The sequence below is a fragment of the Sphingomonas sp. Leaf242 genome (assembly GCF_001422045.1).
GTDB lineage: Bacteria > Pseudomonadota > Alphaproteobacteria > Sphingomonadales > Sphingomonadaceae > Sphingomonas.
On the sequence record NZ_LMLW01000013.1, the window covers coordinates 88,286 to 110,466 of the forward strand.

The following is a 22,181-nucleotide window of genomic DNA, read 5'->3' on the forward strand; positions in this document are numbered from 1 at the left end:
TCATGAACGACACCCTGTTGAAGACTATCTTCGGCCGCCTGACCCTGGAGTCGCTGCCGCTGCACGAACCGATCGTCGTCGCCACCTTCGCAATGGTGGCGATCGGCGGGCTCGGGCTCGTCGCCGCGCTGACCTATTTCAAGGTCTGGGGCTATCTGTGGAACCAGTGGTTCACCAGCGTCGATCACAAGAAGATCGGCATCATGTACATCATCCTGGCGATCGTCATGCTGCTGCGCGGGTTCTCCGACGCGATCATGATGCGCGCGCAACAGGCGATGGCGTTCAACGGATCCGAAGGGTACTTGACCGCGCATCACTATGACCAGGTCTTCACCGCGCACGGCGTGATCATGATCTTCTTCGTGGCGATGCCGCTGGTCACGGGCCTGATGAACTATGTCGTCCCGCTCCAGATCGGTGCGCGCGACGTGTCGTTCCCGTTCCTCAACAATTTCAGCTTCTGGATGACCGCGGCGGGTGCCGTGATCGTCATGATGTCGCTGTTCATCGGTGAGTTCGCGCGGACCGGCTGGCTTGCGATGCCACCCCTCTCAGGGTTGGCGTATTCGCCAGACGTCGGTGTCGATTACTATATCTGGGCGTTGCAGATCGCGGGCATCGGGACACTCTTGTCCGGCGTCAATCTGGTCGCGACCATCGTCAAGATGCGCGCGCCCGGCATGACCATGATGAAGATGCCGATCTTCACCTGGACGTCGCTCTGCACCAACATCCTGATCGTCGCCGCCTTCCCGGTGCTGACCGCGGTTCTCGCGATGCTGTCGCTCGATCGCTACATCGGCACCGCGTTCTTCACGAACGACTCGGGCGGCAACCCGATGATGTACGTCAACCTGATCTGGATCTGGGGTCACCCGGAGGTCTACATCCTGGTCCTGCCGGCGTTCGGCATCTTCTCGGAGGTCACCTCGACCTTCTCGGGCAAGCGCCTCTTTGGCTACAGCTCGATGGTCTATGCGACGCTTGTCATCACGATCCTCGCCTATCTCGTCTGGCTGCACCACTTCTTCACGATGGGCTCTGGCGCGAGCGTGAACTCGTTCTTCGGCATCACCACGATGATCATCTCGATCCCGACCGGGGCCAAGATCTTCAACTGGCTGTTCACGATGTACAAGGGCCGGATCCGGTTCGAACTGCCGATGATGTGGACGATTGCCTTCATGGTGACCTTCACGATCGGCGGCATGACCGGCGTGCTGCTCGCGGTGCCGCCCGCCGACTTCGTGCTGCACAACTCGCTGTTCCTGGTCGCGCATTTCCATAACGTGATCATCGGCGGCACGCTGTTCGGCATGTTCGCCGGCATCAACTACTGGTTCCCGAAGGCGTTCGGCTTCAAGCTGGACAAGAAGTGGGGCACGGTGTCGTTCTGGTGCTGGGTGGTCGGCTTCTACTTCGCGTTCATGCCGCTCTACGTGCTCGGCCTGATGGGCGTGACTCGCCGGATGCGCTATTTCGACGATCCGAACCTGCAGATCTGGTTCGTCATCGCCGCCTTCGGTGCAGCCCTGATCGCAGCCGGCATCGGTGCCTTCCTGCTCCAGATCTTCGTCAGCATCCGCAACCGCGAGGCGCTGGCCGATCACAGCGGCGATCCCTGGGGTGGCCGTACGCTGGAGTGGGCGACCTCTTCGCCGCCGCCGGAGTACAACTTCGCGTTCACGCCGATTGTCCACGACCTGGACGCCTGGTACGACATGAAGGAGCGCAAGCACGAGCGGCCTGTGACCGGCTTCAAGTCGATCCACATGCCGAGCGGCACCGGCACGGGCGTCGTGCTCGCCGGTCTCAGCGTGGCGTTCGGGTTCGCGATGATCTGGTATATCTGGTGGCTCGCAGGGCTGGCACTCGCCGGCATCTTCGGCACCACGATTTTCCACACCTTCAACTACAAGCGCGACTTCCACATCCCGGTCGAGGACGTGATCGCCACCGAGAACGCGCGCACCCGCCAGCTCGCGACCCAGGGAGCCTGACGCGATGTCCGCAATACCCATGAAGGATGGCCTGAACGAGACCGAGAAGGTCTCGTTCTACGACATCGACGAGCATGAGCATCCCGACGGCGGCAGCACGATGCTGGGCTTCTGGATGTACCTGATGAGCGATTGCCTCATCTTCGCGGTGCTGTTCGCGGCGTACGCCGTGCTCGGCAACAGCTATGCCGGCGGCCCCAGCCCGAAGGAGATCTTCGAGCTTCCGCTGGTGGCGGTGAACACCGCGATGCTGCTGTTCTCGTCGATCACCTACGGCTTCGCGATGCTGTCGATGGAGGAAGGTCGCCAGCGCGTCATGCAGATGTGGCTGGTCTTCACCGGCCTGTTCGGCCTCGCGTTCCTGTCGATCGAAATGTACGAGTTCGCCAACCTCATCCATGAGGGGGCTGGCCCGACCCGCAGCGCGTTCCTGTCATCGTTCTTCACGCTCGTCGGCACGCACGGCCTTCACGTCACGATGGGCCTGATCTGGCTCGTCACGCTGATGGTGCAGGTCCAGAAGCACGGCCTGATCGCGGCGAACAAGCGCCGCCTGATGTGCCTCAGCATGTTCTGGCATTTCCTCGACGTCATCTGGATCGGCGTCTTCACCTTCGTCTATCTGATGGGCACCCTGCGATGAGCGATCCCCAAGCACCGGCGAACAATCCGCACGCCGATCACGATCACGACAATGGCGCCGCACACGGCACGCGCGGCAGCTACCTGAAGGGGTTCTTCCTCTCGGTCATCCTGACCGCGATCCCGTTCTGGGCGGTCATGACCGGCGCGTTCAAGGATCCCTCGACCGCCGCACTCGTCGTGATGGTGTTCGCGGTCGCGCAGATCGTCGTCCACATGATCTACTTCCTGCACATGAGCGGCAAGTCGGAGGGCGGCTGGACGATGATGGCGCTGATCTTCACGATCATCCTCGTCGTCATCACGCTCAGCGGATCGATCTGGGTGATGTACCACATGAACACGAACATGATGCCGATGCAGGCCGCGGCAGACATGTGATGAGGACGCGACCGGGCCCTGCCGTCTATGTCGCAGGCCTGGTCGCGCTGCTGCTGTTCGCCGGGTTCATGGCGCTCGGCATCTGGCAGGTCGAGCGCCGGACCTGGAAGCTCAACCTGATCGCACAGGTCGCGGCGCGGTCTCATGCCGCACCGGTCGCCCCGCCCGGACCCGCCTCCTGGAACGCGATCACCGCCACCACCGACGCTTATCGCCGTATCCGGCTCGACGGCACTTTCGATAATAATCGCGAAACACTGGTCCGAGCCGCAACCGCGCTCGGCAGCGGCTACTGGGTCGTGACGCCCTTGCGAACTGATCGCGGTTTCACCGTCCTCGTCAACCGCGGCTACGTCTCGCCCGAGCAACGCGTCGCGCATACCAAGCCGACCGCCCCGGTCACGATCACCGGCTATCTCCGCATCACCGAGCCCGGCGGCGGCTTCCTGCGCCACAACGATCCCGCCACCGGCAAATGGTATTCGCGCGATGTCGATGCGATCGCCAGCGCGCGTGGCCTGTCGAACGTAGCGCCCTATTTCGTCGACGCGGACAAGTCCGGCACGGCCGCCCCCGTCGGCGGCCTGACGATCATCGCCTTCCCGAACAACCACCTCGTTTATATGCTGACCTGGTTCGCACTCGCCGCGATGACGATCGTCGCCTTCGCCGTGTTCGTGCGGCAGGATGCCCGCAAGCGGCGGGGGGCGATCGACACATGACGTCGTCAATGGCGGGGCAGGGGGTTGCACGACAGAGCTGGCAGCGTTGGCTCGCGCTTGCCACAGCCCGCACCGATGCGACCGGCAACGCCAACATGCGCCAGCTCGTCACGCTGCGCTGGATCGCCGTCGCCGGCCAGTTCGTCACGATATTGTTCGCCCGGTTTGCGCTCGGCTTCGACCTGCCGATGGTGCCGATGCTCGCGGCGCTGGCGGCGGGTGTCGGCCTCAACCTCGTCAGCATGCCGCTCTACGGGTGGCGCAAGGGGGCCAATGTCCAGCTCCTCCTCGCGCTCCTGTTCGACGTCGGCCTGCTCACCACGCAACTCTATCTCGCCGGCGGCGCGACCAACCCGTTCATCTCGCTCTATCTGCTCCACGTCGTGCTCGGCGCGGTGCTGCTCGATCGCTGGTCGAGCTGGGCGATCGTCGCCGTCACTGCCGCCTGTTTCGGCGTGCTCACACTCTATTACCGTCCGCTGATCCTCCCCCCCGACTACAGCGGCGAGTATTTCCTGCTCTACACGATCGGCTCGCTGCTCTGCTTCATGCTGATCGCGACGCTGCTGATGCTGTTCATGACCCGCATCACCGGAAACTTGCGCGCCCGCGATACGCGCCTCGCCGACCTTCGCCAGCAGGCCGCGGAGGAGGATCACATCGTCCGCATGGGGCTCCTGGCTTCGGGCGCTGCGCACGAACTCGGCACGCCGCTCGCATCGATAGCGGTCATTCTAGCCGACTGGCGCCGCATGCCGACTCTGGCGCAGGACGCCGACCTACAGGCGGAGATCGTCGAGATGCAATCCGAGGTCCAGCGCTGCAAGGCGATCGTCACCGGTATCTTGCTATCGGCCGGCGAAGCGCGCGGCGAAGCGCCCGAGATCATGCCGCTCCACCAGCTCCTCGACGGGATCGTCGACGAATGGCGCGCGGTGCACCCGTCGGTCGATTTCGACTATACCACGCGAGTCGGCGACGATCCGCAGGTCGTCTCCGACCCCGCATTGAAACAGGTGATCGCCAACGTGCTCGACAACGCCGCCGAAGCCTCGCCGCACTGGGTCGCGTTCCGCGGCGAACGCACGGACGGCGACCTTGCGCTGATCGTCCGCGACCGCGGCGCCGGCTTCAGCGACGAACGCCTCGCCAGTTTCGGCAAACCCTACCAGTCGAGCAAGCGCGAACCCGGCCACGGCCTCGGCCTGTTCCTCGCGGTCAACGTCATGCGCAAGCTTGGCGGCGGCGTGTCGGTGGTGAACTGCGAAGGCGGCGGCGCCGAAGTCACGATCACCATGCCGCTCTCCGCGATCGCGCTCTCGTGACAAGCACCGTGACGGACGCCATGACCGAACCGAAACTCCTGGCCATCGTCGAGGACGACGAGACCTTCGCCCGCACGCTCCGTCGTTCGTTCGAACGCCGCGGCTACGAAGTGATGCAGGCGGCCAGCCACGAGGAACTCGTCGAGCAACTCGCCGAGCGCACCCCACGCTACGCGGTCGTCGACCTGAAGCTGGGCGGTGCGTCCGGCCTCGTCTGCGTCCAGACGCTCCACGCACACGATCCCGAGATCCTTGTCGTCGTCCTCACCGGCTTCGCCAGCATCGCCACCGCGGTCGAGGCGATCAAGCTCGGCGCGTCGCACTACCTCGTCAAACCCTCGAACACCGACGACATCGAGGCCGCGTTCGATCGCACCGAGGGCAGCGTCGACACCGAACTGTCCGAACGCCCGACCTCGATCAAGACGCTCGAATGGGAGCGCATCCACACCACGCTCGCCGAAACCGACTTCAACATATCGGAGACCGCGCGCCGCCTCGGCATGCATCGCCGCACGCTCGCGCGAAAGCTCGAGAAACGCCCGGTAAAATAGCCGCAACGCTTCGCCGAAGGCGCGCGTTGTCGTTCGATGCCAGCGCCCAAACCCTCACGCCTCTGGCAGCCGAAGCGACTGCTAGCGACCCCGTCCGCACTGACGTGGGATCACGGTGCCGAGATCGCAGCGCGTGCAACCGCGCTGGGTGTGCCGGTCACGACGCTACCGAGCGACCGCCTCAAACTCGACTTCCCCGACGACTCCCGCCGCGCCTATGCCGAAGCCAAGGCAACGCTCGCGCTGGTCGTAGCGCCCCCCTCGAAGCGCAAGCTCCAGCCGATCGCCCCCAGCGCGGACTGGCGGATCGACCTCGCCGAAGGCTGCCCCGCGCATTGCGGCTATTGCTACCTGGCAGGCTCGCTCAAGGGGCCGCCGATCACCCGCGTCTATGCGAACCTGCCCGAGATCCTCGCCGAACTCCCCGCGCACCTCGGCCAAGGCACCGTCACGTCGCGTTCGACCGCCCGCGCGCACGAAGGCACCACGTTCGAGGCCTCCTGCTACACCGACCCGCTCGGCATCGAGCACGTCACCGGATCGCTCTCCGCGCTGATCGCGCATTTCGGCGCATGGGAGGCGGACGTACAGTTGCGCTTCACCACCAAGTTCGACGCGGTCGAGCCATTGCTGGGTCTGGACCACCGCGGCCGCACCCGCATGCGCGCCTCGATCAACCCCGCCGCCTATGCACGCTTCGAGGGCGGCACCAGTCCGGTCGCAGCCCGCCTGCTCGCGCTACGAAGAATGGCGGACGCGGGCTACAGGATCGGCCTGACGGTCGCGCCGATCATCGCCGCCGAAGGCTGGCGTGATGCGTATGGCGAGTTGGTGGCGGAGGCGGGCCGGGTGCTCGCCGATGTACCCGACGTGACGATCGAACTGATCACCCACCGCTACACCCCCGGATCGAAGGCAGTGCTCGAAACCTGGTATCCCGGCTCGTCGCTCGACCTCAGCATGGCCAACCGCACCGAGAAGCGCACCAAGTTCGGCTCGGTCAAATACGTCTACGACGCCGACACGATGCGCGCGCTCCGCAGCTTTTTTCAGGATGAGATCGCCGCCAAGCTCCCGCAGGCGAGCATCCTCTATTGGACGTAACCGCCGCGCCAACCGGCAACGCAGCGTTGCCATTCCCGACCTTCCGATCGCCGCCACCGCCGCCTACCTCGAAGCCATGACAAACTCCCGCCAGCCAACCCTCTTCATCCCGCACGGTGGCGGACCCTGTTTCTTCATGGACGACCCCGCCGGGAACTGGACCGGCATGGCCGCGTACCTCCGGTCGATCGCCGCCTCGCTACCCGAAAAGCCCAAGGCGATCCTCGTCGTCTCCGGCCACTGGGAAACGCGCGGCTTCGCGTTCACCGGCGCCGCAACGCCGCCGCTGATCTATGATTACGGCGGCTTCCCTGCGCATACCTACGAGATCCGCTACGATGCGCCCGGCGATCCCGCCTTGGCCACCCGCGCCGCCGACCTGCTCCGCGCAGCCGGCCTGACCGCCAATGTCGACCCGACCCGCGGCCTCGATCACGGCGTCTTCATCCCGATGAAGGTCACGTTCCCCGACGCCGACATCCCGGTCGTCGAGATGTCGGTCGACCGCGATCTTGATCCGGCGCTCCACGCCGCCGCCGGCCGCGCACTCGCCCCCTTACGCGACGAAAGCGTCCTGATCGTTGGCTCGGGCATGAGCTTCCACAACATGCGCGGCTACGGCGACCCGCGTTTCACTGCACCGTCCGAAGCCTTCGATCAATGGCTCACCGCCGCGGTCGAGTCCGAACCGACCGCCCGGGCGGAAGCGCTAGCCGGCTGGGCCGAAGCCCCCGCCGGCCGCCTCTCGCATCCCCGCGAAGAGCATCTCCTCCCGCTGATGGTCGCTGCCGGCGCCTCCGATCACCCCGGTACGCAGGTCTACAACGAGCGCGTGCTGCAAACCGCAATCTCTGGCTACCGCTTCAACTAAAGGAATTTCCATGGCCCTTCCTGTCCTGCTCGCGATCTCCGGCAGCCTGCGCCGCGGCTCGTACAATACCGCGATCCTGACCACGCTTGGCGAAGCGATCACTGACAAGGCCGCGCTGACGGTCTTCGCGCTGAACGACGTGCCCCTCTACGATCAGGATGCCGACACTGACACGCCCCCCGCCGCCGTGGCAGCCCTGCGCGCGGCAATCGGCGCGGCCGACGGGATCGTCATCGCCAGCCCCGAATACAATCACGGCATGTCCGGCGTCCTGAAGAACGCGCTCGACTGGGCCTCACGCCCGCATGGCAAGGCGACGCTCACGGGCAAGCCGGTCTTCACGCTTACCGCATCGCCCGGCGCAGTCGGCGGCGCGCGTGCGCACGCGCAATTGAACGAGACGCTGGCCTCGATCGGCGCCCGCACCGTCCTGCGTCCACAAGCCGTCGTTGGCGCCGTGCACGAGAAGATCGCCGACGGTCGCCTGACCGATCAGCGCACGCTCGACTTCCTCGTGGCGGGCATCGACGACCTGCTCGCCGACATCGCGCGGCCCACCACCGCCGACCGCGCGGCCTCCTGACATGCGCCACGTCCTCAACCAGTATCCCGCCCAGCGCGACGACATTGCCGACCTGGTGACACGCCGCCCGCTACCGGGTCCCGGCCTGCCGCAGGTCGATCCGTTCCTGTTCCTCAACCATCACGGCCCGCAGACCTATCGTCCCGGCAATAGCGGCCTGCCGTTCGGCCCGCATCCGCACCGCGGCTTCGAGACGGTTAGCTTCATCCTCGAAGGCGAGATGGCGCATCTCGACAGCGGTGGCCACGAAAGCGTCATCCGCGCGGGCGGCGTCCAGTGGATGACCGCAGGCTCGGGCCTGATTCATGCGGAAATCTCGCCCGCATCCTTCAAGCGCGACGGCGGCCCGCTGGAGATCCTGCAACTCTGGGTCAATCTCCCCGGTCGGCTCAAGATGACCAAGCCCGCCTATACCGGCCTCCAGCGCGAGGACATTCCCGCGATCCCGGTCGAGGGTGGCACCGTGAACTTGATCTCCGGCAGCTTCGGAGACCAGCGCGGCACGATCGAATCGCTGACGAACGTAGCGATGATGACCGTCGAACTCGAAGCCGGCGCCCAGGTTGACCTGCCAGCGCCAACCGGCCGCGCGGTCTTCTTCTACGTCGTCGCCGGCGCCCCCACTGCCAACGGCACGCCGATCAAGCCGCATCACCTCGCAACGTTCGACAACGACGGCGACATCATCACCGTCACGACCGAAGCCCCCACCACGATCCTCTACGGCCACGCCGACCCGATCGGCGAACCCGTCGTCTCACACGGTCCCTTCGTCATGAACACGCGCGAAGAGATCGTCCGCGCGATCGAAGACTATAACGCCGGCCTGTTCGGCAAGCCGCCCGTCATCCGCTAGGGCGCCTTACGCACCGGGGGCAGCGCGGCACAGATGTCGGCGCCCCCGGCCGGCACGGTGAAGAACGGCCCCGCCCGGTTCTCCCGCGAGGCGATCCACGCCACGAACCGCGCATTGTCCGCCGCGCGATATTCGAAATGCGGTCGCTCGGCGGCGGGCAGTTCGCTCACGAGGCGTGCGGACACGATCGGGCTACGCTCTCCCTCGGTCTTGTAGAACCCCAGATCCCCCGTCCCGCGCGGTAGCGACGACAGCCACTCGACCCCGTCGATCACGCGTCCGACCACCGCGATGTTCCGATCGAGCGCACGCGGCGAATGCCCGATCACGGTATACAACTCAGCGCCGCTCCCCGTGCTCGGCGCCAGATCGCGCGCGACGCCGACCATCCCGTAGCAATGCGGCACCCACTCGGTCGCGGCATTGCCCGCGAGCGGCCACCCGTCGCGACTATACCCCGCCCATTCGGCATAAGGATCGCGCTGCGACAGCCGCGCCACGGTGGTCGGCCCGGCATGCGAATATTCCGCCGGCGGGTTGGCAATGACACCCGCGACCAGCGGCTTCTTTTCGGTCGCATCTCCCCATTGCGCGACATAGTTGTCCTGCAAACGGTACACGCTCGTCCCAGCATCCCACCAATGCGCACGCGCCAACTTGCGTATGTTCGCGACGTGCACCGGCGCATAGCGAGGCGCGAGCCGCACCGTGAACCGGTGCCCATTGGCCAGCGTGAACACCACCAGTTCGTCGTCCGGCACCGCCACCCAGTCCGCCGGCACCGGATCGGACGGGAGCGTCGCGGCGGCCGGAACGGCTTGCGCAAGCATGGCGGCAAGAAGGATATTCAACATCCCCACAGACTGCCCCAGCGGATCGTCGCACGCAATCGCTTGCGCGCGCGCGAAACCCGCACTAGCAGACCCGCTTCCAGAGCAATGCGGAGCGGTGGCCGAGTGGTCGAAGGCGCTCGCCTGGAAAGTGAGTATACGTCAAAAGCGTATCGTGGGTTCGAATCCCACCCGCTCCGCCACCCCATGTTCCCACAGTGCCCCAGTTCGTCTCATGAGCCGACGATTTGCCTTGGTTTTCCTCGCGCGGTAGTCTCACGCGGGCCCATGGTTTTCCAGCCAAGCGCACGCCTGTTGAGGGTACGCGGAAGACGCTCTGGGGGGATCGGTGCTAACCGAATTACGCTGTCGTCAGGCCAAGGCAGCGGAGAAGAGCTACAAGCTGTCCGATGCCCGTGGGCTTCATATGTTCGTGACGACCACTAACTTCCGCTCCTGGCGCTGGAAATACCGAATCGCTGACAAGGAAAAGCTGCTCGTGCTGGGCAGCTATCCCGAAGTCAGCCTTGCGCTGGCACGCGAGCACCGGGACGCGGCGTCACGCCTTTTGAAGGCAGGGACCGATCCGAGCGTCGACCGCAAGCAAACCGCGGTGGTTCGGCATATCGCGCATGCAACGACGTTCGAGGCGGTAGCGCGGGAGTGGCACGCCCAGCAGGTATCGAGCTGGGTCGCTGTGCATGCGGCAGACGTCTTGAACAGCCTCGAGAAGGATGTTTTTCCGTATATCGGCTCGACGCCAGTCGTAGCCGTGACCTTGCCCATGGTGCTGCAACTGGTGCGCCGGATCGAGGAGCGGCCATCGGTAGAGACCGCGCGTCGCGTTCGGCAGCGTATCTCGGCTGTGTACGGCTTTGCGATAGCGTCGGGATACGCGACGAGCGATCCGGCTGTATCGATTCGTGGAGCGATGAAGCCGCTCATCAAGAAACGGCAGCCGGCGCTCGGATCGCTCGAGGAAGCCCGTGCGCTACTGATGGCAGCCGAGGCATCGGCAGCGCATCCCATGACCAAGCTCGCGTCGCGACTGCTCGCCCTGACGGCGCCGCGGCCGGGTACGCTTCGGACGACCGGTTGGGCCGAACTGGAGGCCTTGAGCGAGGATGCGCCTGTCTGGCGCATTCCGGCGGACCGCATGAAATTGAAGGTCGCGCGCAAGCAGGACGGGCGGTTCGACGTTCAGCTGCCGCTGGCCAGACAGGCGATGGAGGTTCTTCAGGCGGCGCGTGCCTTCGCACCGCGTGGCTGGTTTTTCCGAGCCAGCGGCACGCGTACAAGCCAATCAGCGAGAATGCGATCGGGTATTTCTACAATCGCCTGGTGGTCCGGGCGCGGCATGTGCCGCACGGCTGGCGATCGACCTTCTCGACTGTGATGAACGAACGCGCACAGGCGCTCGACAGACCGGGCGATCGGGCCATCATCGATCTCATGCTCGCGCATATTCCAGATGGCGTCGAGGCGACCTACAACCGCGCTGCATACCTGCCGCGTCGTATCGAAACTCGCGCAGGAGTGGGCGGACCTTCTGCTCGATGGGTTTGCGCCAGCAGCAGAGCTACTCGAAGGACCGCCCCGCTAGGCGTTGCCGCCGAGGGAGCGATGGCATGACCGCGCGCGCTCTCCACGAGATCATTGCCGGCAAGGCCAGCCAGTGCGGCATCTCGCGTAACCGCGTCCGGCGCGATAGCTTCCCCAAGGCCTCCCGCGAGGCCCGGTTCTGGCGTCCGGTCAGCAAGCGTCAGATGGGGCCGGCTAATGATCGCGGCGGAAGGGTATGACCGGCAGCACAAGCAGCCTGGCAAGCGTAACGGACCGCTAGGTCATGTCGGGCTGGAAGTCTTGCGCGCGCTGTATCGCATCGTGTGTCACCGGTCAGGCCGCCTTGAGCCGTCAATCGACTATCTCACGGGAAAGCTGCGTCGTTCGCGTGACGCTATCGTGCGCGCGTTGAAAGCGCTCAAGGATCACGGCTTTCCTGATTGGATACGCAGGACAGAACCGATTCCCGAGGCGGAAGGTGCCGGGCCCACAATCCGCCAGATCAGCAACGCGTACCGATTATGCATCCCGGCATTTGCCCGCGTGATCGAGGAGCGCATCATCGGTCCCGCACCGGTGCCCGCCGAAGTGGTCCAGGCCCTTTGAGCAACACCACATCGAGCTGGCGGAAATGGTGGCTCAACTACCGTTGCGCGAAGCGGTGGGCGTTAGTGTCCAGAACGAGGCGCTGGCGGCCGCCCTGGCCAAACTGGCGGACGCGCTGGAAGAGAATGAGCGCGAGTCCGCCTAGCGGTCTGAAACCAGCACCATTCATTTATAGAAAGGGAGATCGCCGATCGACAACCGCGACAGGCTCCTCGAACGATCCGATGTTCGGGCATCGTCAACGGGGTGTGTCGGACGCTCATCGGTCGTCCCCTGTGACAGTGCTCCTGCGCCGACCCGCGGTGACGGGATCGCGCGGTTTGGCGTGTTTGAACGTTAGACATGGACTTGGTGCATGCGGTTTCGCGCAAACGGCTGATGGTGCACCGAAACGCACCGTCGATGCTGCCGTGATATGTGGCCAACAACGGCGGAATACCGTGGGACTGAGCGTTGCCCGGTAATGCACCGGAACCGACACGAAAAGCTCGCGGGCGAGGCGGGGGTTCTTGCACCGTATCTGGGTGCGCAACATGGAACCGACGAACTGGTGGTTTGCGGCCCGGCCGCTTTCGGGCGACACGCCGCAGTAAACTACCGTTCGTTCAGGATAGAGGGCAGGGGGCTTCGGATGCCCGTCCATGGTGGTTAGCGCGATGATCGCCATCGGGCGCCGATTACGAGAAGCGGCTGCCCGTTCATAAGGTGGGGCAGGGGCTCGTCACTCCTTGGTAACCCGACCGGAGCTACCCTCCGTCGCGATAGGAGGGTGCAAATGGCCGGATTGTTTGTTCTTGGTGAATGCGAGAGCAGGATCGCGCCTGGATCGCCTTTCGATCCATCCTGTAGAACCGTCTGGAATCTGGCATCCCTGTTTGGGTTCGACGCTGATGGCGCTGGCGCGGAGAAGCTGAGGGAGTTGCTGGGATCAGCGAACTTCGCAAACGCGTACCCGCAATACTGCAGCTCGAAGAAGCTGTGTCAGTTTTGGCACAGGAAAGCGCCCTCGAAGCTGACCCAAGATCATTTGGACCGGTTGTGGGACGGGGGCATGGGGAGCGCTGCCGGCATTATTGTCTTGGGCGTATTCGCATATCGAGCGCTCGGGGCATTCGCGGTTCGGCGCGATGTAGGGTTTAACCTACCAGAGGCTCGTCCAGCTGTGTTGCCGGCATTGATCGAGAGTGCCGCTGACCGGCCTCGAGTGATGTTGATCGATCACACCAGCCAGCGTTCATTTGGCCACCCGAAACGGCAGATCGGGTTTGAAGGTGCGCGGCTGGCGTTGCAGCACGGCTGGCCTCATGCGAGCCAGGATTCTACGCGGAAACCATCAACCGAGGATCAGTGAAACGGGCGCGGCGTGATCTGACAACGCTGGGACGCCTCGCACTTATCCAGCTTAGACTCGACCATCCGTATTTGCTTGAAAGGCATTGAAGACTCAGGGGAGTGGCAATGGATGCCTGGCGCAATAAAGAAGTTGGGGGATGGGGAAGTCGCCCTCATCAAAGCTTTATTGCTAACAGGGTCGCGCAGCGATCAGGACGTGCTTGCTTATTTTACCTGGCCTACTCGATCCATAAATCATCGGGAGATCGCGCAGATCCGGACCGGGGTGAAACATCGACAGATCCAGCCTGCCTCACCGGAGGCCCTCAAAGCATTTCTTAGCGCATGGCCCGAAGTAGAGCAGGGTACTGGGCTGAGTTTTGATGCGGACCAGCTCCTCGTAAAAGCCCGTGACGAAATGGTTGCTGCCGTCCAAACGTTCAATTCCGCAGGCTTAAATTTTCGTGCGGAGCTATTCATTGTTACTAGCGTCATCGCTTGGACGTGCCTAATGCACCCGTCGCTTAAAAAAAGATGGTGTTGATGTTCGGTATTGGGAGGGATCAGGAAGAGATAAGAAGGTTAAGACCACGCCAGGGGGGTGGGGAAAAGTATTGGGAGATTGGGCAGTGCCTAAGGCATAACAAATGCAAACTCGAAATGGGAGCTAAAAATAATCTATCCTATCTCTTAGAGATACGACACGAAATTGAACATTGCCCCACTGATCGCTCGCTTGATGCTGCCCTGAGCGCAAAACTGCAAGCATGCTACATAAATTTCAACGATGCATTGAAACAGCTGTATGGCGCTAAGTATGGGCTAGAGCGTAAGCTGTCTCTCGCATTGCAATTCGCATCACTTGATCCAGAGCAGGTGGGTGCTGTGAGAAGTGCTGACCTGCCCCCGCACCTTGCAACGGTGATGGACGCTTTTGAGGCTCAGTTGACCCCAGAGCAGTATTCTGACCCGCGCTATGCCTACCGAGTTGCGATGGTACCCAGACATGCCAATCGCGCCTCCACAGCCGATATTGTGGCCGAGCTTGTTCCTTCCGGTTCGGACGCAGCAGAAGAGATCAACCGAGTTCTTTTGCGCGAAACCGAGCGTACAAAATATCGGCCTGGTGACATTTTGAAGAAAGCGCACGAGGCTGGCTACCGCTCTTTCAAGATGCATGATCACACAACGCTCTGGCAGCGGCTTGACGCTAAGAACCCTGCGAAGCACTTCGGCGTTGACGTTGCAGGAACGTGGTACTGGTACGAAAGCTGGCTTCAACACGTCTTGAAGGTGCTTGGAGAGCGTGCGGCTGCGTATGCTGCTGCTCTGCCGAGGCTTTGAGGACCCAGGCAAGAGGACAGGGAAAGGCGGGGAGAACACTCGAAACCCTCGACAGACTTCCATTCAAGTCAGGTCGTCAGGTGGAACCTCAACGAGTGACCGGGTATGGATAAGCTCGAGTCGCTCAGAACGTCGGCTTGTGGGTCTCGTCCGCCCCAAAGCGGCCGAGCGGCTGCCGCCCAATGCCAGTCTCGTGATCCTCGTCAGAGCCGCCCGGGGGCGGCCCTTGGGCGGCAAGTAGGGGCAGGAGCGTCGCTCGCCCACATCGATCCGATTGCCATCCGGGTCAGCGAAAACGAAGGCACGTTGTCCGTAAGCCGTGTCGGCAAGACCCTTTATGATCCGCACGCCTTCAGCCTCACAGATGGCATAGAGCGCCGTCACATCGCTGACGAACATATGCATGACATTGACGGTTGAGGCTTTGTGGTCTGGCTTTTGGCTTAAATGGACTTCGGCGCGATCCTTTTTCATTACCATGAAGCCGACCGGATCACCGTTTTCAAACACCTTCCGGAAGCCCAGCATGCGCCCGTAAAAATCCTGCGCGGCCTGAATGTCGCGGACACCGATGCCAGGCGCAACGCGGCCGAAGCTGATAACGGCCACAGCGGAGTCCGCCATCGTCTCTTCCTTGTCGGGCAGGGGCGGCGGTGCGCGTGCCGGTTATGGAGCGGTGTCCGAGCCGTTTTGCTGGTTTGTCTGTCGGAACATGTCAACAGAGAGGGATGGCCGCGCCGCGATTCCACCAGGTCGCACCATTCAACTGCCGAATTTGCATGGCCGAAACCGGGCGTTTACCGACATTAACGAATGGCGGAAGTTGGGAACGCGAATAGCGGCGCGAATGGCTACATCTGGGTCCTATCAGCCCCGCGCTGCCGAGCAGTTCCGCCCACACCCGGGACGTTCAGGCTGGCGATCCGGGCTCCCAATAACGGCCATTCGTTAAGCGCGATCTTTCCCGTTTCTCCGGCTCCGATTGGCCATTTCGGGAAAGAGCAATGGGAACAGATTTCGGGAACGCGAAACCCGCATGCGTCCGTCAACGCGATCGAGGCGGCGAGATTCCCGCCAGACGTTCCTATTCGAGAAGAGCCCAAAGTGTTAAAGAAGCACTATGAAGATCATGTTCGCCATGCTGCTGGCGTCGGTTGCAGCCGGTGGCGCAGGCCCAGACAGCGCAAGCACGGCCCTGTGAGAGCGCAGCAATGAACGACGCCGCAAACGTAATTGCCGTGGACCACACGGGTTTCGCTGTATCGTCATTGGACGAAGCCGTTCGGTTTTGGACGGGAGCGCTCGGTTTCACACTTGAGAGACAATCGGAGATGGGGGGCGATTTCCTGCATCAGGTGACAGGTGTCGATGATCCGAGTGTGAAAACGGCGATCGTCAGGGCACCAGACGGCTACGTTGTCGAACTGTTGCAATATTCAAGAGGGCACCAGAACGGGGCGGTGTCTTCCGGCGCGGGATCGATCGGAGCGGCCCACCTGGCGCTGACCGTGAAGGATATTCATGCCGCTATTGCCCGCGTCGAGGCAGTAGGATGGAAGGCCAAGGGTAGTCCGCTGCCTATCGCGGGTGGTCCCCGGAAGGGTGCGTTGGTGGCATACGTTTCAGGCCCCGATCATATCACGATAGAGCTTATGCAGCCGCGGGCCCGTTAATACGCCTGCGGAAGTTTTCCCTCTTCACCATCCTTTTCGGGAAAGCCGGCAACTGCCCAATGTCGGCTATCGCCACCCGCCCTCCCGAAAGCAGCCGGTCCGGTTTCCTTCCCATTCCGGCCATTCAGCTTTCGCGCGCATTGTCAGAATTTTTTGAACTTTCCCCGGAACAATAGCGACCACCCGATCGAGGGGGACAGGGCAACCAACCAAACGGCGAGCGTTGCGAAGGGGTGATCGCCGTTCTGATTGAGCAGAACATCTGTCAACGACCCAGCCCATCCAGCGGTAAAAATTACCGTCCAACAAGCCGTCACGGTCCAAGCTGCTACTACTGCGGCTGCCAAGAACTGGCTCGTGCGCGTTCTGTCGTCACCCATAGCTCCAGCTTACCGTCCGGATGTCAGCTTACCAGCTTATTTTCCCGGAAGCCGCCAGTCCGCTTTCCTCCCCATTCCGAACATCGCCGGGGCGGATAACCCCTCCTCAAATGCGCGGTTTGGTAGTAGCCCGGTAATCGACGTACCCGACCAATACACTGATCGCTCACGCTACGCTTAGTTAAATCAATGATGGGTCTTGTCTCGCTCCTGCCCGCAATCTCAGCGTTGCGTGCGGTGAAATGGTATGTTCTAGTGTTCGGGCTGCTCTGATGGGGGGGCGGTTTGGCGAACAAATCACGCAAATTGACGCCCGGTGAACTACGCGAGGCGAAAAGCGTTTTTGGACTATCAATCGACTACGACAAAGTCATGGTCCACGAAGCTACCGCGTATTTCTTCCAGCCAAACGGGACGGCGATCACCCCAAACGGAGAAATCTATTTTCCGACGACGAACTACAAAGACAGCTTCGCCACAAACCGTAGCGATGCAGCTTGGCTTATTCATGAACTTGCGCACGTTTGGCAGTATCAGTGCGGGATGGGGGGCGATTGCGTGGAATAGCTAACCGAAATTACGATTACGGCGACCTGTCGAAATCTGAAATGACTTTTTTATCTCAAGGCGTTGAAGTTCAAGCTTCGATCGTGGGCGACTACTACCGCGTCAAGCACAGCTTAAGACCAGTGCACGGAACCGGCGCGCTGAGCGATTATGTGCGCACCATTCCGTTCATTTCGTCGAGGCACGCATGAAAAAAGTAATAATCACCTTGATCGGCAGCATCCTTAGTGCAGCTTACTGGTGGACTGCCTTCATAACGGTCTACGCGGATACATTATTTGCTGGTGAGCGCGGCCCATCGTGGACTCCGCCAGCCGAATCGCAAGCGATAGGTCACAGCATAACGGTCATCGTGATCGCGGTTGTCATCTACGCGCTATTGATCGCCGCCTGGTCTACGCTGAAGCGCCGGCTTTCTCGATCGTTATCGTGAGGCTGCGGCGGAGACACTCTCCGCCGCAGGCTTCTCCAGGTCGCGGAAAGGCGTCGTTCTAGATGTGCTACAGGGGCGATGTACCCTGGCGATACCCTGTCGGGCGGTGCGGATGCCCTACATTCAATATGGATGCAAAAACGATCTCAGACCCGCATCTTCTCATCAATTTGATCGTGGCTACAGCGCTACCAACCCGGCGCGAATGATGGAACCTGCTGTGCCCCACAATATCAATTACGAGCTCCTGACAGAGATCGAGCTAGCTGTCGCATCGCGCGCTAAAACCGCTGGCGAGCGGCGAAGCCATTTAGATCAAGCGGCAGTCTATGCGACACTAGGAGAAAAGTACCGTGCCGAAGGCGCGCTCTTGGTTCTGGCCGAATAGGCGTTCACGCGGCGGAGGTACCCGAAAACGTCGCTTGTTCGGGTAGCGTCGAACTAATCCGGCAGCATCTTAGCTGCCGTCAAAGACGATAGACTCAGCATCACGGCGCCCTTTCTGAATCTAACAGGCCCACTCACCGCTGACAAAGTTGCGTGCGGGGCCAATAGGCGAGAATGAAACGCGACCATACGCTGATCGTTGCGCGTCGTTTCGAACCCGGCCGCGTCAATTGCTGGGGCATATATTCCGATCAGCACTGCCGCTGGCTGGATGTGATTTTTGCTTCCGAGCGCGACGCCAAAGAGGCCCGCTTGGTACTGATAGGCGTGAATTGAATTCACAACTGTCATTCTGACGACATCAAACGCAACTAAAGGAAGCGTGTGAATTAAGAGGTTTTGTCAGATGTCTAGCGCCAGTTCGCTCGTTGCCGATCAAATAATCGATTGCGTCTCGACGGGGCGGCCCCCGACCGCAGATGACCTAAATAACGTAGCTGCTAGGATGTGGCGCGAGGGGGCTCGCAATCGATCGGCGTTTTCCTGGGGCGAACTCTCCCCTTCGGCTACCGACCGCATCGTAGCAATGCGGTCCGCGGTTCTCGCGCTACAAGGCAGCGGTGTACGCTGAGCCGCACCGCTCCCATGCTTCAGGACAACCGAACTTAGGATCAAGAAACGTGTAACTGAGCGAAAAAGCGGGACAGGGAGGCATCAATTGCCGATGCGCCGTCCTCGACTAACCGTGAGTCCATCCGAACCCTCGTGGCCATCCCCGTCGTGCTTTGTGTCGCGAAGGATACATCTGTCACCAGGCGCCCGATCAGGTCCAGGTCGGTCGCGGTACCATCGACGTTCCGGCTGATGACTTGGCCGCTTTGCGCCTGTTCGCCGATGCTCGAAGCGAGACCTTCGGTGCTTCCAGCCATATCCTGGACCATCGCGCGGATATGCAGCAGGCCAGCATAAGCTGCCCCGGTGCCGCGTTGCACGCCTGCTATCTGTTCGGCAATCGCACCGGTAGCTTCCGCGGTTTGCGCCGCCAACGACTTCACTGCGTCGGCAACGACTGCGAACCCTTTTCCAGCCTCGCCGACGCGCGCCGCTTCCATACTTGCGTTTAGCGCCAATAATTTGGTGCGTGCAGCGATGTCCGTAATCAGGCCGACGATAGCCCCGATCGCACGAGCCTCGTCCTGGACGTCCGTCATATCCTTTGCAAGCCGCACCGCGCAGTCCGCCGCCTGCGCACTCAGATCGGCAGACAGGCGCGTACTCTGGCTCGATTGTTCGATAGCGTTCATGAATTGGGTTGTCGCTGCGGCAATATCAGTCGCGCCGTCGACCGCTCGCCGAACGGCGACGCCGACGCTATCCAATTCGCGCGTCGCGGCAGTCGAGTGGTCCTCGAGTTCGCCCGAGGTCGTTGACAATTGGCTGGCCGCGCCGCGCAGCTCGGTAAGGACATGCGCTATCTCGCCTTCCAATGTGGTTGCAGCCTGCCTGACGATACGGTCACGCTCCGCCTCCGCGCTCTGGGCCGTACGCTTCGCGGCCTCGATCTGGTTATCGCGCTGTGCCTCTGCCAATCGCTGACGACCGATATTCGCTTCAAGCAGCCCGCGCTCGATGACCGAGGCGCGGAACACCTCGATCGCTCGTGACATGCGGCCTATCTCATCGCCGCGTTCTCCGTGCGGTGTGCGGCCTTCAGCATTGCCCCCGGCGATCACCGCCAAGGTGCGTTCGATGTCCAGCAAAGGACGGACGATGGTCTTTTGGACGATCAGCACCGTGCCGTATGCGGCCAGAGAGAAAAGGACGATGCTTGCTACGATACTGATGCCGACCTCTTGCCGTTCCAGATCACGGGCGTTGCGGAACAGGCGCTCAACCTCGATCTCCTGCCCGGCGATAAGCGTATCGGCAATCTTCGACGCCATGCGCTCGTTAGGGCGGACGTCATTGCGAAAGACGCCCCATGCCCGATCCTGGCGATCCTTCGTGGCAGCACCGGCCACGACTGCCAGCTCACGGAGGACGGTCGTCTGACTGCGTATGTAGGGGCTCTGCGCGTTCAATCCCGTTCCGGGGTTGCGAACCAGTTGGGCGAGCTGCGCCCGCATCTGAAGCGACCGTTTTGCGAACTTCCCGTGGATGATCGCAAGTTCGCGAGGATCTCGTTCGAGCAACAGGTTAAGTGCGTCGCGTTGGAGCGATCGGCTGAGCGACCGTGCCTCTATCAGGTGGATCCGCACTATCTGGCCGGCATTCGCGGCATCGCGCGCAATCTGAACACGGTTGCGGGTACCGAGGCCGATGAGACCCAAAAGGATCACGAGCCCCAACATGATGGCGACTGGTACCATCAGTCGGACGACCATACTCTGGGACCACAGCCTTAACGATCGATTTGTCATATGGGGGCGCTACGGCGCGCATCTTAACCCTGTATGACACTTTCGCCTTACGACAAGCCGCAGCAGGTCCTTCAGAACCGCCTTGTCCAGGCCATTGCTAAAATTGGTGACATCAGTCCTACCGTTCTTCAAACCGGACATTGGCGATGCCGGCTGCAGCGAATAACCCCTCCGCCGCAATCACCTCTGCCCCGCGGAAACGCGCGCTTTCTGGGCCTCATATGTCGCGATGTACCCCCGTGATACCCTAGACAGCCTAAGAGATCTGGCCAACTAAATCAGAATTGAACCATATCGCAGTGCGTCCGCTTACGCCCATTGCAGACATCCTCTGGCCGTAAGACAAGGCTAAATGGTTTCTGATCGGTTCCTCGCTGCCCGGCGTCGGGGCGTTAACCGCGTCTTCCTGATGTTCGTCGGCCTCGCCCTGCTCATATGGCTTGCAACCCTTTGCGATCAGGCATTAAATCTCGGATGGGGTTGGGACAAGGAAGGCCTTTGGGACTTGCCGCTCATGGTGCTGTTTGCCGCATTCGTGCGCTTCTGCTCGCTCGCGATCATCAAGCCTACCGGTAGCCTTTTCAACGGCAGCTAACCTTCCCATCTCAGCCGTTTCGCTCTCGCCCAGTACCGGTCGTCACCACCTTATTCACCGTCGACGCTATCCGGTGATGGACTCATACGTCGAAGCCACTCGTTGTGCTCTGTAACAGAATTTTCGAGCGACCTTAACGACAGTGGTGAACACAACATGATCGTGGAAAGAAATCCTAAAAAGTAATATGAAGTTTCGCGTGGTAATGGCAAATCAATGACGCCGAATGATATTAATAGTATTAACAAGGTGATCACCGTAATTGTAATAATAGAATAAGGTTGGTTCGACGCGCGGTAGATATGTTTAGAAGGCGAGGTGTTTTCGCCGGTTTTAGGTAAACCGGACGATTCTTTATGAGTTTCGTCATGATATCCATCGTAATGGCAGTAATTACCCCTAAAACTACCAGCAACAGCATTGAGATATACCTGTCGCGTAGGAAGAAAACTGCGAGGCTCATCGCCCCTAGGAGACATCTCATTGCAATGGCTTTTCGCATATTTCGTGCTCTAATTTTGTTCACTACGGCTTTGTCTCGCACGTGATTAATTCAAGTTTGCTAATTTTCCTCGATAAGCCGGGCAATTCAATGACCACGACGCTGCCATCGCTGAGGGCAAGTTACCTCCCCAAAGCGGTCGTAAGGTAACGATAACGATGGCCACGCCTGCGATCGACAGGATGACGCTCAGCGTTGTGAGCCATCGAACTTTTCGCCTGTCCACGGTGGTGCTGGCGAAGTGTACCGCGCCGAGAAGCAGGGCCGTGCTGAGAAGCAGGATAACGCTGCCTAGAAGATCGCCTTGGGCGTCAGTCATCTGGTTATCCACGGTGCTGCCCTGCTGTTCGGCCAGCAGCGTGATCGGCTAGCAGCGCTTCTCTATCATAGGCGTGACGGGCGGGTTGAAAACGCCCACAACTTCGCCGCTCCTACACATAAGCCTGCATCCTGATTGCAGACATTCATTCAGCGGTGCGCATCGTCGGAATGAGCATCAACCCGCGAC

At 61.5% G+C, this 22,181-nt stretch carries 25 protein-coding genes and 1 tRNA gene; 22 read left to right on the plus strand and 4 right to left on the minus strand.

The window, feature by feature from the left end; translation table 11 throughout:
* The first annotated feature begins 2 nt into the window (after positions 1–2).
* The 10 genes from cyoB (at position 3) to ASF09_RS18990 (ending at position 9,041) form a co-directional block, all read left to right on the plus strand.
* The gene (gene cyoB / locus ASF09_RS18945; protein WP_060527632.1) at positions 3–2,003 is read left to right on the plus strand and encodes a cytochrome o ubiquinol oxidase subunit I; all 2,001 of its coding nucleotides are present in this window, start codon (positions 3–5) and stop codon (positions 2,001–2,003) included.
* A 4-nt stretch (positions 2,004–2,007) separates the two neighbouring features.
* Positions 2,008–2,646, plus strand: a complete 639-nt coding sequence (gene cyoC / locus ASF09_RS18950) for a cytochrome o ubiquinol oxidase subunit III (RefSeq protein ID WP_060527634.1) — start codon at positions 2,008–2,010, stop codon at positions 2,644–2,646.
* The gene (gene cyoD, locus ASF09_RS18955; protein WP_056063531.1) at positions 2,643–3,026 is read left to right on the plus strand and encodes a cytochrome o ubiquinol oxidase subunit IV; all 384 of its coding nucleotides are present in this window, start codon (positions 2,643–2,645) and stop codon (positions 3,024–3,026) included. Before cyoC ends, cyoD begins: the two co-directional genes overlap by 4 nt.
* Positions 3,026–3,748 (plus strand): SURF1 family protein, encoded by a 723-nt coding sequence (locus ASF09_RS18960; protein ID WP_060527635.1) that lies wholly within the window; start codon positions 3,026–3,028, stop codon positions 3,746–3,748. Before cyoD ends, ASF09_RS18960 begins: the two co-directional genes overlap by 1 nt.
* Positions 3,745–5,073, plus strand: a complete 1,329-nt coding sequence (locus ASF09_RS18965) for an ATP-binding protein (protein ID WP_082444478.1) — start codon at positions 3,745–3,747, stop codon at positions 5,071–5,073. The genes ASF09_RS18960 and ASF09_RS18965 overlap by 4 nt, the downstream gene beginning before the upstream one ends.
* 20 nt (positions 5,074–5,093) lie before the next feature.
* On the plus strand, positions 5,094–5,627 hold the full coding sequence (locus tag ASF09_RS18970) for a response regulator transcription factor (RefSeq protein ID WP_056490014.1): 534 nt from the start codon (positions 5,094–5,096) through the stop codon (positions 5,625–5,627).
* 36 nt (positions 5,628–5,663) lie between these two features.
* A complete protein-coding gene (locus ASF09_RS18975; RefSeq protein WP_060527637.1) occupies positions 5,664–6,731 on the plus strand; it encodes a spore photoproduct lyase family protein in 1,068 nt (355 codons plus the stop codon).
* 76 nt (positions 6,732–6,807) lie between these two features.
* Positions 6,808–7,602 (plus strand): DODA-type extradiol aromatic ring-opening family dioxygenase, encoded by a 795-nt coding sequence (locus tag ASF09_RS18980; protein ID WP_060527639.1) that lies wholly within the window; start codon positions 6,808–6,810, stop codon positions 7,600–7,602.
* 10 nt (positions 7,603–7,612) lie between these two features.
* On the plus strand, positions 7,613–8,185 hold the full coding sequence (locus ASF09_RS18985) for an NADPH-dependent FMN reductase (protein ID WP_060527641.1): 573 nt from the start codon (positions 7,613–7,615) through the stop codon (positions 8,183–8,185).
* A gap of 1 nt (position 8,186) precedes the next feature.
* Complete coding sequence (locus ASF09_RS18990) at positions 8,187–9,041, plus strand: pirin family protein (protein WP_060527643.1); 855 nt, start codon at positions 8,187–8,189, stop codon at positions 9,039–9,041.
* Here the strand turns inward: ASF09_RS18990 and ASF09_RS18995 are convergent.
* Entirely contained in the window at positions 9,038–9,895 is an 858-nt protein-coding gene (locus ASF09_RS18995) for a peptidylprolyl isomerase (protein ID WP_060527644.1), read from the minus strand. The genes ASF09_RS18990 and ASF09_RS18995 overlap by 4 nt on opposite strands.
* Positions 9,896–9,983: 88 nt before the next feature.
* Between ASF09_RS18995 and ASF09_RS19000 the strand changes: the two genes are divergently transcribed.
* From ASF09_RS19000 to ASF09_RS19020, 7 genes are all read left to right on the plus strand, one after another.
* Positions 9,984–10,074: transfer RNA gene (locus ASF09_RS19000), tRNA-Ser, on the plus strand.
* 146 nt (positions 10,075–10,220) lie between these two features.
* Complete coding sequence (locus ASF09_RS19005; RefSeq protein WP_235529896.1) at positions 10,221–11,267, plus strand: tyrosine-type recombinase/integrase; 1,047 nt, start codon at positions 10,221–10,223, stop codon at positions 11,265–11,267.
* Between the two features lie 232 nt (positions 11,268–11,499).
* The gene (locus ASF09_RS20490) at positions 11,500–11,673 is read left to right on the plus strand and encodes a hypothetical protein (protein ID WP_156359437.1); all 174 of its coding nucleotides are present in this window, start codon (positions 11,500–11,502) and stop codon (positions 11,671–11,673) included.
* Complete coding sequence (locus ASF09_RS19010) at positions 11,651–12,040, plus strand: hypothetical protein (protein WP_060527646.1); 390 nt, start codon at positions 11,651–11,653, stop codon at positions 12,038–12,040. The genes ASF09_RS20490 and ASF09_RS19010 overlap by 23 nt, the downstream gene beginning before the upstream one ends.
* Positions 12,041–12,815: 775 nt before the next feature.
* The gene (locus ASF09_RS19015) at positions 12,816–13,391 is read left to right on the plus strand and encodes a hypothetical protein (RefSeq protein WP_060527648.1); all 576 of its coding nucleotides are present in this window, start codon (positions 12,816–12,818) and stop codon (positions 13,389–13,391) included.
* 75 nt (positions 13,392–13,466) lie between these two features.
* Positions 13,467–13,916, plus strand: coding sequence for a DUF3644 domain-containing protein (locus ASF09_RS20780; RefSeq protein ID WP_200912595.1), 450 nt, complete (start codon positions 13,467–13,469; stop codon positions 13,914–13,916).
* On the plus strand, positions 13,907–14,716 hold the full coding sequence (locus ASF09_RS19020) for a DUF3644 domain-containing protein (protein WP_200912596.1): 810 nt from the start codon (positions 13,907–13,909) through the stop codon (positions 14,714–14,716). Before ASF09_RS20780 ends, ASF09_RS19020 begins: the two co-directional genes overlap by 10 nt.
* 63 nt (positions 14,717–14,779) lie before the next feature.
* Here ASF09_RS19020 and ASF09_RS19025 read toward each other — a convergent pair whose 3' ends face one another.
* Positions 14,780–15,340, minus strand: coding sequence for a VOC family protein (locus ASF09_RS19025; protein ID WP_082444480.1), 561 nt, complete (start codon positions 15,338–15,340; stop codon positions 14,780–14,782).
* A gap of 587 nt (positions 15,341–15,927) precedes the next feature.
* On the opposite strand from ASF09_RS19025, the gene ASF09_RS19030 reads away from it, so the two are divergent.
* The 4 genes from ASF09_RS19030 (at position 15,928) to ASF09_RS20500 (ending at position 18,492) form a co-directional block, all read left to right on the plus strand.
* Positions 15,928–16,389 carry a VOC family protein gene (locus ASF09_RS19030; protein WP_082444488.1) on the plus strand — a complete coding sequence of 154 codons (462 nt, stop codon included), beginning with the start codon at positions 15,928–15,930 and terminating at the stop codon, positions 16,387–16,389.
* 665 nt (positions 16,390–17,054) lie between these two features.
* Positions 17,055–17,336: an eCIS core domain-containing protein gene (locus ASF09_RS19035; RefSeq protein ID WP_156359438.1), complete on the plus strand. Its 282-nt coding sequence runs from the start codon at positions 17,055–17,057 to the stop codon at positions 17,334–17,336.
* A 545-nt stretch (positions 17,337–17,881) separates the two neighbouring features.
* On the plus strand, positions 17,882–18,157 hold the full coding sequence (locus ASF09_RS20495; protein ID WP_156359439.1) for a hypothetical protein: 276 nt from the start codon (positions 17,882–17,884) through the stop codon (positions 18,155–18,157).
* A gap of 173 nt (positions 18,158–18,330) precedes the next feature.
* Entirely contained in the window at positions 18,331–18,492 is a 162-nt protein-coding gene (locus tag ASF09_RS20500; RefSeq protein ID WP_156359440.1) for a hypothetical protein, read from the plus strand.
* 335 nt (positions 18,493–18,827) lie between these two features.
* On the opposite strand, the gene ASF09_RS19040 is transcribed toward ASF09_RS20500, so the two are convergent.
* Positions 18,828–20,525 carry a methyl-accepting chemotaxis protein gene (locus tag ASF09_RS19040; RefSeq protein ID WP_162237260.1) on the minus strand — a complete coding sequence of 566 codons (1,698 nt, stop codon included), beginning with the start codon at positions 20,523–20,525 and terminating at the stop codon, positions 18,828–18,830.
* A gap of 460 nt (positions 20,526–20,985) precedes the next feature.
* On the opposite strand from ASF09_RS19040, the gene ASF09_RS19045 reads away from it, so the two are divergent.
* Positions 20,986–21,171: a hypothetical protein gene (locus tag ASF09_RS19045; RefSeq protein WP_156359441.1), complete on the plus strand. Its 186-nt coding sequence runs from the start codon at positions 20,986–20,988 to the stop codon at positions 21,169–21,171.
* A gap of 548 nt (positions 21,172–21,719) precedes the next feature.
* Here the strand turns inward: ASF09_RS19045 and ASF09_RS20505 are convergent.
* Positions 21,720–21,992 (minus strand): hypothetical protein, encoded by a 273-nt coding sequence (locus tag ASF09_RS20505; RefSeq protein WP_156359442.1) that lies wholly within the window; start codon positions 21,990–21,992, stop codon positions 21,720–21,722.
* Positions 21,993–22,181: the final 189 nt, after the last annotated feature.